The organism is Paenibacillus sp. FSL R7-0189 (genome assembly GCF_037969925.1).
Taxonomy (GTDB): Bacteria; Bacillota; Bacilli; order Paenibacillales; family Paenibacillaceae; genus Paenibacillus_AQ; species Paenibacillus_AQ odorifer.
This window is the reverse complement of sequence record NZ_CP150223.1, coordinates 255,135-269,182: the sequence shown is the minus strand read 5'-3', so window position 1 is coordinate 269,182 and position 14,048 is coordinate 255,135. Positions and strand designations below refer to the sequence as shown.

The following is a 14,048-nucleotide window of genomic DNA, read 5'->3' as shown; positions in this document are numbered from 1 at the left end:
TCTATGGATGATGGAAATCCGTCTTGAACTTCCGTGGGTGTGACCTTGCTTCTTTTCGGTATTGGAGCGGGGTCAGACCGGTTGATTTTTTGAATGTTTTATTGAAATGGGAAAGATGTTCAAATCCGACAGCGGAGGCGATCTCCTGGATTTTGCCTGTAGATCCGACAAGCAGGCGTTCGGCTTCCCTTACACGGACATGAACGATGTATTCCCGAAAGTGAAAACCCGTCAATCGGTGAAATACCCGGCTCAAGTATGAAGGACTAATGTAAAAATTACTTGCAGTCTCTTCCAGAGTAAGGGTCTCACGGTAGTGATCGCGGATATAGGTGGCTACATCAGTTACTAGATGATGGAGCGGATGTTTCGTCCCTCCAGCTTGTGAGATACTCTCTGAACGCTGAAGGAGAATCATCAGCTCGGCGAATAAAGCGATTACGCTGGTTTCGTAATACGGCCGCTGCAACCGGCATTCTTCCAGCATCCGGTTCATTAGGATTTCCGCTTCGTCCTGCTCGCGCAGGGTCAGCTTGAACAAGCGGTACCCGCGGTCATGAAACCAGATGGCTTCATTCTGCAGGGAAGGCGGTAGAAGAGCAGGATCATAGTTGATCAGAATCCGCTCGAACTCGGCTACTTCCGAGCTTGCTGTGGAATGAAGCTCCCGGCCGGAGATAAGAATAAGCTCACCCTTATGAACCGTAATGACTCGGTCGTCCACAAAGTATACCCGCTCCCCTTGTATCAGATAGTACAGCTCGGCTAAGTCATGGCTGTGGGGACGTGGCATAGCAGTGATGCCTTTACGTTTCATATGTTGGATGCTGTAGCGGTCTTCTTCAATATGATATTTGTGATTGGGGCTAATCAGGCTAGTCATAATTCTCCTCTTCTCTTACGAAGCGTTACGGTTATTATAGAATAAACTCAGGTTGATAGGAAAGGAGCCGCAGATGTTAATTACAGTCTCTAAGAGTGTCGACGAAGGATTCAGTAGTCTACAGGCAGCGTTGGATTCAATTCCACAGGAACACAAGGAAGAAGTGACGATTCGTATCAAACCCGGCATTTACGAGGAAAAAATTACAGTGAAACAGGGAACGCCTCCGGTTCTGCTATTGGGGGAAGACACGAATTCCACCATCATTACCTGGTCAGACAACGCCCATACTTTAGGACCGGACGGAGAGCCGCTTGGCACGTTCAAATCCGGCACCTTGAATGTATTCGCTGAGCATTTCACGGCTGAAAATCTGACCATTCGAAATGCATCAGGTCCCGGCACTGGCCAGGCGGTGGCTGCTTTTGTTGATGCTGGTCATGCTGTATTCCGGCGTGTACGCCTGCTGGGTGATCAGGATACTTTGTATACAGGGCAAGGGAAGCAATATTATAACGAATGCTACATTGAAGGCGATGTGGATTATATTTTTGGCGCGGCTACGGCTTTGTTTGAACGTTGCCGGCTGCATAACAAACGTTCCAGAGGATATATTACAGCCGCATCAACGCCTGAAGACGCATCGTTTGGTTATGTATTCCTCGATTGTGAAATTACTGGCGGTCAAGGTGTAAGTGAAGTGTATCTTGGCAGACCTTGGCGCCCTTATGCACATGTTGCTTTTATCCGCACGGTCATGGACAGTTCGATTATCGGCGAAGGCTGGCATAATTGGGGGCAGCCGGACAGGGAGGAAACTAGCCGCTATGAAGAATATGGCAGCAGTGGACCGGGAGCTAATCCCGAAGCCAGAGCTGCATGGTCGCGGCAGCTGATTCCACAGGAAGCTGCGGAGTATAGGGTGCTGTCCGTGCTTGATGGCTGGCATCCTGAAGGATATTAAGGGAAGGAGCACTTCGGATGGAGCCTCTGGAACAATACATGAAAGAACTATCTGGTTCAGCTCAACGCAACTCGGCTTTCAGCAAAGATATACCCTTTCAGCAATGGCGCGATGAGCTTACCGCAGCATTTACGGAGCGATTAGGTGGCTTTCCAGAAATAGCTGAGGAGCTGCAACCGGTTCTGCTGGAACGTACCGTCTGCTCCGGGTATACCCGTGAACGTATAGAGATAACTACCTATGAAGGGTTGCGCATGCCGCTGTATCTTTTGATCCCGGATCAGCCGTTCTCTACCCCTGCCCCTGCCGTTCTTGCCATTCATGGACATGGCTATGGAAGCCGGGAGATCGTAGGCTTGAATCCGGACGGATCGGATCGGCAGGGAGATCCCGGGCTGCACAAGGACTTCGCTGTTTCACTGGTAAAACAGGGTTTTGTAGTGGCGGCTCCGGAGCTGTTCGGCTTTGGCGACAGACGACTGGAAGAAGACCTAACAAGCGGGGAGCCTGGACGTAATTCCTGCTTCCGCCTGTCATCAGCATTGTTGATGGTTGGGAAGACGATGGCCGGCTACCGTATCTACGAAACCATGCGGGCACTGGATTATTTGCAGACAAGAAAAGAGGTTGAAAGCGAACGGATTGGAATTATGGGTATTTCCGGTGGAGGACTGGTAGCTGGCTTCACAGCTGCACTTGACGAACGAATCGCTTGTGCGGTCGTAAGCGGGTATGCCAATACTTTCGTGGACAGTATTCTGACACGCAATCATTGCCTTGACAATTATATTCCAGGGATTTTGCTGGAAGCGGAGATGCCTGATCTACTGGGCCTCATTGCCCCACGTGGCCTGTTCCTCGAATCGGGAGATGCCGATCATCTGTTTGGCCCGCGCGGAACAAAATCTGCTTTAACCCAGTTGCAGACGATTTACAGGTCGGCGAATCATATCGGACAGGTAGAAGCGGACTTCTTCACCGGAGGTCATGAGATTCATGGTGAACCAGCCTTTGCCTGGCTGCGCAAGCAGCTCACCTGAGCATAAGATTAGACTTCATATGGATGACAAACGAAGGAGGAATAAGGATGTCTATAACTGAAGCAACAACCGTTCGCTTGTCCAGTAAAATTGCGAATACGATTCTTGGAGGGTGCAACAAGCAGGGAGAGCATGAATATGTGCTGGAAAGATGGGCGTATGTTCCGGGCATGTTGCTGATGGCAATGGCCCGGGCGGGTGTTCAGCTCGACCAGCCTGAGTATATCTCCTTTATGGAGCGGCATATGGACACATTTATTGGAGAAGATGGTTCCATCCGTACCTACAGGCTGGAAGAATATAATCTGGACCAGATTAACGAGGGGAAAAACCTGTTCCTGCTATACCAGAAAACCGGAGAAAAACGGTATGCTGAAGCAGCCCATTTGCTGGCCGCACAGCTTATTGGACATCCCCGCACCTCCGAAGGGGGATTCTGGCATAAGAAGGTATACCCTTTCCAGATGTGGCTGGACGGGCTGTACATGGCATCGCCATTCTTAGCGGAATATGGCAAGGTCTTTCAACGACCTGAACTGATTGACGAAGCGGCGCATCAGCTGCTGCTGGTTGAGCGACGGACCCGTGATCCACGGACCGGCCTGCTCTATCATGGCTGGGATGAATCCAAAGAGCAGGAATGGGCTGACTCGTCTACCGGATTGTCCTCTCATTTCTGGAGCCGGGCGATGGGATGGTATGCGATGGCTGTGGTTGATTGCCTGGAGCATTTTCCGCTCACTCATCCGCAGCGGGGGACGATCATTGGCATTTTCCAGCGGATGTGCGGCGCGCTTCTGGAGGTTCAAGACAAGGAGACTGGCCTCTGGTACCAGGTGTTAGATCAAGCGGGGAGAAAAGGCAATTATCTTGAAGCTTCCGGCTCGTGCATGTTTGTTTATGCGATGGCTAAGGGACTAAGATTAGGTTATCTGGAACCCTCTTTTATAGAGGCGATGTTGCAAGGATATGAAGGCATTCTGACGCATTTGACTGAAGAGGATGAACAAGGTGTTCACTTGCACCAGATTTGTCATGGAGCGGGTCTGAGCAAAGACCGTAATGGCTCATACGATTACTATATCTCTGAGGACGTACTGTCGGATGTGCCTATGGGCGTCGCTCCATTGTTATTAGCATCACTTGAAGTGGAACGGTACCAAGCTGAAAAATAACAGAAGCCCAATCATTCCCTAAGAAATGGAATGATTGGGCCTTTTTTTGCTGCCAGATATATATTTATTAGCGTTTCAGCAGATCCTCGCGGATTGGTGTAAAGACATCGAGCAGCGCGGAGTCTGCTTCCAATGCGGTTACACCGTGCTTTGCATCTGGCGGTATGGCAATACTTTGCCCCGCGGTTACCTTATGCTTCTCGCCGTCAATACGAAATTCAAAGCTTCCACGCAGACAGTAGCTCATCTGCTCGTGAGGATGGCTATGCTCATAGCCCTCGGCTCCCTTTTCGAAATGAACCTCCATCATCATCAGACTGGCTGCAGCATTCAAGATACAGCGTTTAACTCCCGGTTCTGCTGGTTCCCATACTCCAAGATTGCTCATGTTCTAATCTTCCTCCTTCTATATAGTTATCGGGGCATGGCGATGTGAATTTTGCCTGCCTCAATTCTTAATTGGGTTGGTTCAGGTTGCCCGGACGTTGACTCAGGTTCTCCGAGAAGCCTAAGCGGTCCGAGACCCGGAACAGTAACAAGGCGTTCCTCCTTGGTGCCGTTGATGGCGGCGATAAACCATTTTCCATCCGTACGGGATATCCTGTACAAGCGTACTCCTTCGACAGCCTCTTCATAATCAAGCTGTTCAAGCTGTAGTGAAGGAGCATCTTCTGTCCGGGGATGAAGCAGAATGACGTAGTCGCTTGTACCACCATAAACACGGAAATGTTGCTGCTCTGCCAGCGGATAATTCCCGGCTACAGCGCCTTCTCCCATTGTAATCACTGGAAGTTCTGGCTCGGCGATATAAGCGCTTAGGTGCTTGCCGTTCAGGCAAGCTGCATCAATGGATTGCTCCATTATACTTGCATCAGTACTGAGTGTATGCAGATTCCAGACGCTGTTCGATGCTCCCTCGATTCGATCCCATATCAAGTAGACGTTAAAGCCTGCTTTAATGAATAAGAAATTCCGCTCATATTCCCTGGCGTTAGCATCTGGAATAAGACTGCTGGCATGATCTAACTCTTCTGAGAAGCGTACTTCCTTGCAAGTGCTTTGCAGTGGCCCATTGGCAAAATTTCCGAATGAATCGGTAAATTGGACAACATTATGAGCTGCGCTGGATACATACCAATGCCGATCCCCGTTATAATAACCTCCCGTTCCAGAATCAAGGGTTACTGGAACACCATCTGCCCAGATGGAGAAGTGCCCTTCATCGTGATGAGCGTGATAAGTCAGCGGTGAAGCCTCGTAGATTGCATAATGCTGAAGGTTCTGTTCTCCGTTGCGGAAGATGACATAACCGATATCGGGATAATGTACGGAGTCGAGTGCAGGCCTTTGTTCTGCTAAATCGGGCTGTGGATATAACAGCGCGACCAGAGGCAGAGGAAATGCGCCACTATCCTCAATCGGTTCTCCGCCGTGCTTCCACGTCCAGAGCATTTCCCCGGCAAGCTGGGGGTCTTCGTCCATATAGAATGGGGCAGCGTATCCAAGCAGGCGAAACCATTGTTCCTGCACATTGGCATCGCCGACCGCTGGTGTAAGCAGGATGGGGGAGCCAGAAGAGCCTCCTTGAATAATATCGGGTACAGTCACTGTGCCGATTAGGAAACGGTACATGCCCTTAACCTTTTTATGCTTGAAATAATCAATGCCCTTCAAACGCTTTAATAGGACGAAGAAGAGAAAATAGCGATGCAATACTGCGCCATGGTAGCGAATATTTTCTGGCCATGCGCCGTCTGAATCCACCACTTCTGCCAGCTGCCAGTTGATGACAGAGAGGGCATGATCAAGATATGCCTCACTTTGTTTTTCATTGGGAAAGAGGAGGGCATATACACCCAGTCCGGTTGCCCGGTCGGCATTCCAATTACTGCGTTTTCCTCCCTTTTCATCTGGGAAGGTCTCCAGATCAAACCGGTAGTAGTGGGTATCCATCATCATGTCTGCGATATACCGGAAATGAGCGAGAAGTTCGGTTTCTTCTCCAGTGAGGAATACACTGCTGCCAGCAATCTGATCGTAGATTACCGAAGCAGCAGCGAGCCCCCTCCCGATATGCACCGCGCCGTAAGTATCATCGTCATGCCAGCCGTCTCTACGGAAAATATCCATGCCTACCCGCATATCGGCAAGCATGTACTGGAGCTTTTGCTTGGCTCGAACCGCAAATTCACTTTCACCCGTGATCATATACATATTGGCGTCCGTTCCCGTAGCCTCCAGCAGGTAGGCCCAATTGGTAAGCGTCGGCCGATTAAAAAGCGGGGAGAGCTGCTCGGTTCCCAACGGCTGCCCCGCAGCATTTAGAAAATGGACCCCGATGCAGATTCCTTCGTCTAGAGGAGCTTCCAGACTGAGTGCTGTCTGCACGCTGTAATGATCACCTTCGTATACAGGTATGGTCTCTCCATAATGAAGGATTGTCAATCCCTTCACTTCCTCATTACTGATGCAGATACATTGCAAATCGTCTGCCAGACTAGCGCCAGATGGAGTCACACCAGATGGCTGAAGACCCTGCTGCCAGCTGGCCAATTTCTCTAGATATACTTTGCTTCCGTTTTCTCGGTCCTGACTCCACCCCAGCATCCCAGATTCTAGACCGCCATTCGCTAGTTCAACCGGCAAGCCAAGCTGCGAATGAGTCAGACGCAAGCCCCCGATGCGTGCCGTGCCCTTTCCCCGAATCTGTACAGAAAGCTTCAGGAAGGCCGTACTGGGAGGGGTTTTAAAAACAAAGGGTTCTACCCGGAACACGCCGAGTTTATGGAGTGGCGCAGCAGCTTCTCGGCTGGCAAATTGTTCAGATAGCTGCCGTTGTCTTTCGTACTCTTGCCGGACCTTGGGAAGCTGTTCGATTCTAAGGCGTATGCCCTCCAGCTCTCCTTCGGTATAACATCCGAAGGGGCGTGTACCGCCACCATATGCTGAAATCATCGGTAGTTCTAACCTCCTTGTAAAGTAGTCATGGTTCGTTTGTGAGCTTTCTCTTAATTTAGTATAAATGTGGCTTTACGAAGGACGGGATAGATAAACAAATGAAGGAAAGGGGACAAAGCAACTGAAAAAGTGAAATTCTCCCCCAAGCGCAGTCGCTTTCTCCCTAACCGTTACGAACGGATAGAATTATCATTAAGGACATAAGCTTAGTCCAATGGACAGGAGGAACAATAAATGAATTTATCAAAACGTCAAATTAACGCCTGGACCTTCGTTGCTCCCAGTTTGATTCTGACGCTGGTTTTTGGAGTATATCCGATCTTTTGGGCTCTGAAGTACATGTTCTATGATTACCAGGGCTTCGGCGAACCCCTGTTTATCGGACTGGAGAATTTCGAGCGCTTATTAAGGGATAAGGAATTCTGGAAGTCAGTGGTCAACACCTTTATCTACGCTGGAGGCAAGCTGCTCATCACCTTGCCATTATCATTTTTACTGGCGGTTGTCCTTAACCGTGCACTAAAAGGGCGGCAGCTGCTAAGAGCGATTTACTTTATGCCGACCGTAATCAGTGCTTCGGTTATGGCCATCGTATTCTACGTTATCTTTAATTCATACAATGGGATGGTTAACCAGCTATTGGTCGGCTCTGGAATTATTTCCGCTCCGATAGATTGGCTAGGGCCGAAATATGCCTTACTAACAGCTATTATGATTGCGATATGGGGGGCTATCGGTAACTATATGCTGCTCTTTATCGCTGGTTTACAGAACATTCCTGAGGATCTCTATGAGGCGGCATCTATAGATGGAGCTGGACCCTTCAGAAAAATGTGGAACATCACCGTTCCCATGCTCGGACCTGTATTGCAAATGATCATTATGCTCGCTATTACCGCCTCCCTAAAAGGCTATGAGAGTATTATGGTGCTTACCGAAGGCGGTCCTTATGGCAAGACGGAAGTTATGTACCTGTACCTGTATAAGCTGTTCTTCCCTGTATCCAGTGGAGGTACAAGCATTCAGCAATTTGGCTACGGTAGTGCGGTTGGTTTTGCCACAGCAGTTATTGTAGGTCTGATTACCTTGGTCTACTTTTATGTATCTAAAAAGCTAAATGATATCTATTAAAAGAGAGGAGAATGAACAGTGAGTACATTACATGCGGAGACGAAGAACACTTCGGTCCAGCCTGTCCGATCCTTCAAGACCCGAGCGGTGCTGTCCCGGACCTTGCTGTGGATTTTTCTACTTATAGTGGCGGCTTTTGCGTTGTTTCCGATTATTCTGGCTTTTTTCGGATCCCTTAAGACCAATCTGGAGTTGACGACAGGAACCACCTTGCTGCCTAAGTCATGGCAGATTGGAAACTACGCGCAGGCTTGGAATTCGGCTAACTTTGCCCGCTTTACATGGAACAGTGTGTTTATCAGTATCTTTACCACCTTAGGCACTCTATTAATTGGAACGATGGCCGCATATGCGGTAGCGAGAGTCGATTTTTATGGGAAACGCATATATGTTGTAATTCAGTCCTGCACGCTGTTCATCTCGATCGGTGCTGTGGTGCTTCGGCCACAATTTGACCTTATGGTAGCGCTTAATCTACAGAAATCGTTATGGGGTGTCATTATTATTCTGATTAGTGCGCATGCCACGGCATTTTTTATGTTGATTGGTTTTGTACGAGCGATTCCGAAGGATCTGGATGAGGCTGCTTTTATTGACGGCTGTAATTTCTATAGCGTATACTTTCGAGTTATCTTACCTCTTCTGACGCCCGCCCTTGGAGTCACGGCGCTCTGGACCTTCCGCGGAGCATGGAACGAATATATTCTGCCGCTGGTTTTTACTATGACACAGCCAAAATTACAGACACTCACCGTAGGATTGGCGGGGCTAAAATATGGTATCGGCGATGCGGCGCAACCTCAATTGATGCTCGCGGGTGCATGTCTGTCCATGTTGCCAATGATTGTTGTCTATATTTTCGCTAATAAATCGTTCATGCAGATGACAGCTGGCTCTGTAAAGGGCTAAATTCGGGGCGGGCTTCGGACAGCTATTCAAGAAGGATGTGAATACATGCTGAAGGCCTGGGTTTATCGTACCTCTTTGAAGAAAAGAATATGGCTATCTTTTACCGCACTGACGGTATTCTGTATTTCAGTCACCGGTTTATTGGCTTACTCCATTGCTTCTCGGGCGATGGAGCGTAACTCTGTCGAGTTAAATCAAAATGTGCTGAATCAGTCAATCAATGTCCTAGACCAGAAGTTAAAGCAAATCATTGTGGCTTCCTCCACGATGATGTTGAGCGAAGCTTATCAGCAGACCATCCGGGATATTAAAGCTCATAATATGGAACGTTTTTTTGCCAATTTTTCTATGCTGCAAGCGCCCTTCACGCAGGTAGAGTTGACGGAAAACTCTATTGAATCTATCTTGATCAGTACGCCAGACGGGGATTTCTACTCTACCAGCAATCAGCGCAGAACCTTGACCCCATTTCTAGAATCTTCGCTGTACCAACGGGTTAAGGAGAAACCTGAATCCAATTGGGTGGAGAGCCATCGGGACGAGCTATTTGCCGGGAAACATCATGTTATTTCTCTAGTCTTGCAGCCGCTTACAGACAATTATGTCCCTGATCTATTTTTGATCGTTAATGTAAAAGAGGACATTCTTGAAGATACTGTAAGTGGAGGCGGGAGTCTTGGCTCCGCGCGTTTTTTACTGATCAATAAAGAGGGAACAAGCGTCTTCGGAGACGGGGAACGCCCGGAATGGTCTCGGGACTCTGTGTTTTTAGACAAACTGAGGGAGGCGGACCGGGGTAATTTTGAATATTCCGCTGGTGACGGGACAATGCTGCTCAGCTATGCCAGTTCAGGGTATGCAAAAGACTGGGTGTTGGTCAGCTACCTGTCCAAAAAGGAACTGCTGCAACCTGTTCGGAGTATTCAATGGCTGGTGTTGATGATCATGGCGGCATGTATCGTCATCGCGCTTTTTCTTGCAAGGTATCTGTCCGCTTTGCTACTGGGACCGCTGCTGAAACTGCAACGGACGATGTCTCGTGTAGAGCAGGAGGATCTCAGTGCTCGCTTCCAGAGTCCTTTCCAGGATGAGATTGGGGAGGCAGGACGCAAATTTAACCAGATGTTAGACCGGATCGGCGAGTTGATTGTTGAAGTCAAGGATACAGAAAAAGAAAAGAGAAAAGCGGAGATCAAGGCGCTTCAGGCGCAGATCGAGCCTCATTTTTTATATAACACATTAAACACGATTTTCTGGAAATGTGAGATGGATGAATATGAGGACGTGAAACAGATGGTCATTTCGCTGTCTGCGCTGTTTCAGCTGGGACTGAACAACGGGCAGGAAATTACGACCTTAGGCAAGGAACTGGAACATGTCCGCCAGTATCTAAACCTTCAGCAGCAATGTTATGAAGGGTTGTTTGACTATACAATTGATGCCGGAGTGGAACTGCTGGAGCTTCCTGTGTTGAAAATTATTATTCAGCCCTTGGTAGAGAACTCTATCCTGCACGGTCTTAAGGAATTAAGGGGAGGGGGAGTGATCCGGATCTCCGTAGAAGTAGCCAAAAATACACTGCTCATCCGGGTTACCGATAACGGAACCGGCATGAATGCGGAGAAACTCAATGCCTGGCTGAAGGAGCCGAACGGCAGTGGAGGGTACGCTCTGTCTAATATATGTAGCCGACTGCAGCTGTACTACGGCAAAGAAGCCGGATTGGTCTTTCGAAGCAGTCCGCGTGTTGAAACCGAAGCTGTTCTATCCATTCCTGTGGAAGGGGGAATAAATCCTGAGCGCCCATTCAATTAAAATATGTATTGTTGATGATATTCCTGCAGTGGTCCGCGGATTGTCGCAGCGGATTCCTTGGGAGGAACATGGGATTGTGATCGCGGCCACCGCGGCAGACGGGGAAGAAGGTCTGGAGCAGATCCGCAAGCATCGTCCTGACATCGTATTGACGGATATCCGAATGCCTTTTAAGGATGGTTTAGAGATGATGCGGAGCCTTCAAGCGGAGCAGCCAGGCATCAAACTGATTTTTTTGACGGGTTATTCTGATTTCACTTATGCCCAGGAAGCTGTTAAGCTGGGTGCCTTTGATCTGATTGTAAAACCGTACACCAAGGTTCAAGTGCTTGAATCCGTGTTGAAGGCCAAGGAAGTGTTGGAACGGGAACGCAGTCAAGCTGAGCAGATGATGGGCATGGAACAAAAGCTGCGCGAGAGCTTACCCTATTTGCGTCAGGAATATATGCGTCTGCTCATCCGTTACGGAACTAGACAGCAGCATTTGAGCCAGCAGTGGGATTTTTACAATATCGAGATGAATAACCATAACTTTTGCGTGATGGTAGCGGAAGTGGATTTTTTTGTGGAACGTACATCAGAACTTACGGTTTCCGAGGTGGAGTTAATCCGCTTTGCCGTACAGAATATTTTGGAAAATACAATATCTGAATACACTCGGGGAATTGTGTTCCGGGAAAATGTGAATCAATTCGTTATTGTGATGAACCCTCTGGCGGAGCCGAATATGGAGCAACTTGCAGAGAAATGCCGGGAAAATGTACATCGGTATACGTACCAGACGGTGTCCATTGGACTGGGTGGAGAGGTAGAAGAGGTAGGGCAGCTTTCTGCTTCCTATGCGCAGGCACTGTCTGCACTTGCAAACACCTTTCTAAATGGTGGGAACAGCGTGTACACCTATGTTGAAGATGCAGTCGTGAATGCCGTGCTACCCAGATACTCATATGACAAGGAGAAAGAATTGCTTTATTGTCTGCGTTCGGCAAATTTGTCCAAAGCAGAGGAGCAGCTGGATAACATTTGGCATGATTGGATTACTGCACCGGCAACGCCTAACCCGTCCATCGTTAAGACACTCTGTCTTGAACTGGCTCATTCTATCCATCGGATTTTTTCGGAAAAAGCAACAGATTCGGAAGTTAAAACTCTGGAAAACAAACTTGCAGACATGAGCAGTGCAGTCTCTTTTGAAGATCTTAGCCGCCAGATTCGGGAATTTTGCCGTTTGGGCTGTACGTATTTGCAACAACGCCAATGCAGTGACGCGCGTATGCTTGTGGATCGGGCCATCACTCATATCAATGGCAATCTGCATCGAAATCTATCCGTCGCCGACTGTGCACGGGAGGTGCATCTTAGTCCTAGCTACTTCTCCAATCTTTTTAAAAAGGAGACGGGGATGACACTCGCCCAATATATTATCGGGAGACGAATGGACAAAGCCAAGGAGCTAGTGCTGGAAGGCATACAGGTTCAGGATATTGCCATCTCTTTGGGCTATGAGGATCGTCCCTATTTTACAGAGCAGTTCAAAAAATACACCGGAATGACGCCGACGGACTTTCGTGCAAAATATACCTTGCCCAAAGTAGAGGGAAACAGTGATTTCGTCTCCCATTGACAGTTGTTTTCTCCTTCACTGATAAAAGGGCAGCGGAATTATAATTTTCTTAAGAAATGAATGCGATTTCAAAAGAAAAGGGAGGCATTTTAGATGAAAAGAAACAAATGGATATTAGCTGGAGTTTCGCTGATGCTGGCTGGCTCGTTGGCCGCCTGTTCATCATCCGAATCTAATACGGAGGTAAGCAGCAGCAATACAAACTCCGAAAAAACAAAATTGGTCTACTGGACCATTGATCGTCACGATTCTGATTTTATTGAACAAAAAATCAGCGAGTATGAAGGTCTTAATCCCAATATTGAGATTGAAATGAAGGTTATGGCAGAGAACTATACCCAGTCGGTGGATATTGCCTTCTCCAGCATGCAGGCGCCTGATATTCTCCGGGTGGATACTTATAACGTGCCAACGTGGGTCAAAAGAGGGTATCTGGAATCTTTTGATAGCTACATTTCACCAGAGATGAAGAGCCGGTTCGAGAACGTACTTATCAACGAGAAAAATACCGTTGACGGCAAAATATATAGCCTTCCCAATATCGGTCAGTTCTGGCGCCTCATCTATAACGTAGATTTGTTCGAGAAGGCTGGCATTACAGAGCCGCCTACCACACTCGCAGAGATGGTCGAGGATGCCAAGAAAATTACGGAAGCGGGAAAAGATATAGGCGCTTACGGCTTCGCGGGTAATTTCAAAAGTACCAGCGGATTTGAGCGTATCGCTTATCCAATAACAACACTTAGCAAGACTAAGGGCACAGAGGGCTTCGACTTCCAGACCGGGCAATTTGATTTTAGCGTATATAAAGAGGTTGCTGAGGCGCTGCGGCAGATTAAAGTGGATGGAAGCATGATGCCAGGATCGGAATCGCTTGATATCGACCCGCTGCGTGCGCAATTTGCTCAAGGCAAGATCGGTATGTATTTCAACCATTCCGTTGAGCCGACGGTCTACAAAACCCAATTCCCAACTGAAATTCGCTGGGCAGCTGCGATTCCTCCAACCATTGACGGGGAGCAGAAGGGTGTCAGCCAAGTTATTGCAGGAAGTTATTTGGCTATGAGCAAGGATTCGAAGCATAAGGAAGAAGCTTGGAAGTTTATTGAATGGATGTACAGTGATGATGTACAGATTGCTTACCAGGAAGCAGGGTATGGGGTTTCGGTTATTCCATCGGTCGCTACTGTTGCTAAGGCACCAGACATTGCAGGGATTGAAGATTTTCTGCCTACAAAGTTAGACGGGATTTATCCAGCGACTCCGATGGTCATTAGTGAAGGACGTCTGGAAGGACTAAAGAAGGTTGATGTCTTCAATAGATATATTTTTGGTGGTGGAGATTTAGATAAAGAGCTTCAGGACTTGAATACTCGCTATAATGCGGCACTTGAAAAAGCCAAAGCCGCAGGTGACACCGATATCGAAGCACAGCCGGACTTCGATGCAGGTTCCCTGCAGGGATCACTGGCCAAATAAATCAAAAAGACGCCCCTTCGGCTTCGTATTAATACGAGCTAGGGGCGTCTTTTTTTGATGACTATTAAGA

At 48.2% G+C, this 14,048-nt stretch carries 11 protein-coding genes; 8 read left to right on the top strand and 3 right to left on the bottom strand.

Features of this window, described 5'->3' with window-relative positions:
- Window position 1: 1 nt before the first annotated feature.
- Window positions 2-883 (bottom strand): AraC family transcriptional regulator, encoded by an 882-nt coding sequence (locus tag MKY63_RS01315; protein ID WP_339811284.1) that lies wholly within the window; start codon window positions 881-883, stop codon window positions 2-4.
- A 73-nt stretch (window positions 884-956) separates the two neighbouring features.
- Between MKY63_RS01315 and MKY63_RS01310 the strand changes: the two genes are divergently transcribed.
- The 3 genes from MKY63_RS01310 to MKY63_RS01300 are packed head-to-tail and all read left to right on the top strand — an operon-like array spanning window position 957 to window position 4,062.
- On the top strand, window positions 957-1,847 hold the full coding sequence (locus MKY63_RS01310) for a pectinesterase family protein (protein WP_036683998.1): 891 nt from the start codon (window positions 957-959) through the stop codon (window positions 1,845-1,847).
- A 17-nt stretch (window positions 1,848-1,864) separates the two neighbouring features.
- Window positions 1,865-2,887, top strand: coding sequence for an alpha/beta hydrolase family protein (locus tag MKY63_RS01305; RefSeq protein WP_036683996.1), 1,023 nt, complete (start codon window positions 1,865-1,867; stop codon window positions 2,885-2,887).
- Window positions 2,888-2,934: 47 nt separating this feature from the next.
- Entirely contained in the window at window positions 2,935-4,062 is a 1,128-nt protein-coding gene (locus MKY63_RS01300) for a glycoside hydrolase family 88 protein (protein WP_036683994.1), read from the top strand.
- 67 nt (window positions 4,063-4,129) lie between these two features.
- Here the strand turns inward: MKY63_RS01300 and MKY63_RS01295 are convergent, their stop codons facing one another.
- Window positions 4,130-4,450, bottom strand: coding sequence for a cupin domain-containing protein (locus MKY63_RS01295; protein ID WP_036683993.1), 321 nt, complete (start codon window positions 4,448-4,450; stop codon window positions 4,130-4,132).
- A 26-nt stretch (window positions 4,451-4,476) separates the two neighbouring features.
- The gene (locus tag MKY63_RS01290) at window positions 4,477-7,017 is read right to left on the bottom strand and encodes a heparinase II/III family protein (RefSeq protein ID WP_036683991.1); all 2,541 of its coding nucleotides are present in this window, start codon (window positions 7,015-7,017) and stop codon (window positions 4,477-4,479) included.
- Between the two features lie 237 nt (window positions 7,018-7,254).
- On the opposite strand from MKY63_RS01290, the gene MKY63_RS01285 reads away from it, so the two are divergent.
- From MKY63_RS01285 to MKY63_RS01265, 5 genes are all read left to right on the top strand, one after another.
- On the top strand, window positions 7,255-8,151 hold the full coding sequence (locus tag MKY63_RS01285; RefSeq protein WP_036683990.1) for a sugar ABC transporter permease: 897 nt from the start codon (window positions 7,255-7,257) through the stop codon (window positions 8,149-8,151).
- 87 nt (window positions 8,152-8,238) lie between these two features.
- Entirely contained in the window at window positions 8,239-9,060 is an 822-nt protein-coding gene (locus MKY63_RS01280) for a carbohydrate ABC transporter permease (protein WP_232061512.1), read from the top strand.
- A 45-nt stretch (window positions 9,061-9,105) separates the two neighbouring features.
- Window positions 9,106-10,875 (top strand): sensor histidine kinase, encoded by a 1,770-nt coding sequence (locus tag MKY63_RS01275; protein ID WP_036683988.1) that lies wholly within the window; start codon window positions 9,106-9,108, stop codon window positions 10,873-10,875.
- 28 nt (window positions 10,876-10,903) lie between these two features.
- Window positions 10,904-12,499 carry a helix-turn-helix domain-containing protein gene (locus tag MKY63_RS01270; RefSeq protein ID WP_081386969.1) on the top strand — a complete coding sequence of 532 codons (1,596 nt, stop codon included), beginning with the start codon at window positions 10,904-10,906 and terminating at the stop codon, window positions 12,497-12,499.
- A 93-nt stretch (window positions 12,500-12,592) separates the two neighbouring features.
- Window positions 12,593-13,978 carry a sugar ABC transporter substrate-binding protein gene (locus MKY63_RS01265; RefSeq protein WP_036683984.1) on the top strand — a complete coding sequence of 462 codons (1,386 nt, stop codon included), beginning with the start codon at window positions 12,593-12,595 and terminating at the stop codon, window positions 13,976-13,978.
- Window positions 13,979-14,048 lie beyond the last annotated feature (70 nt).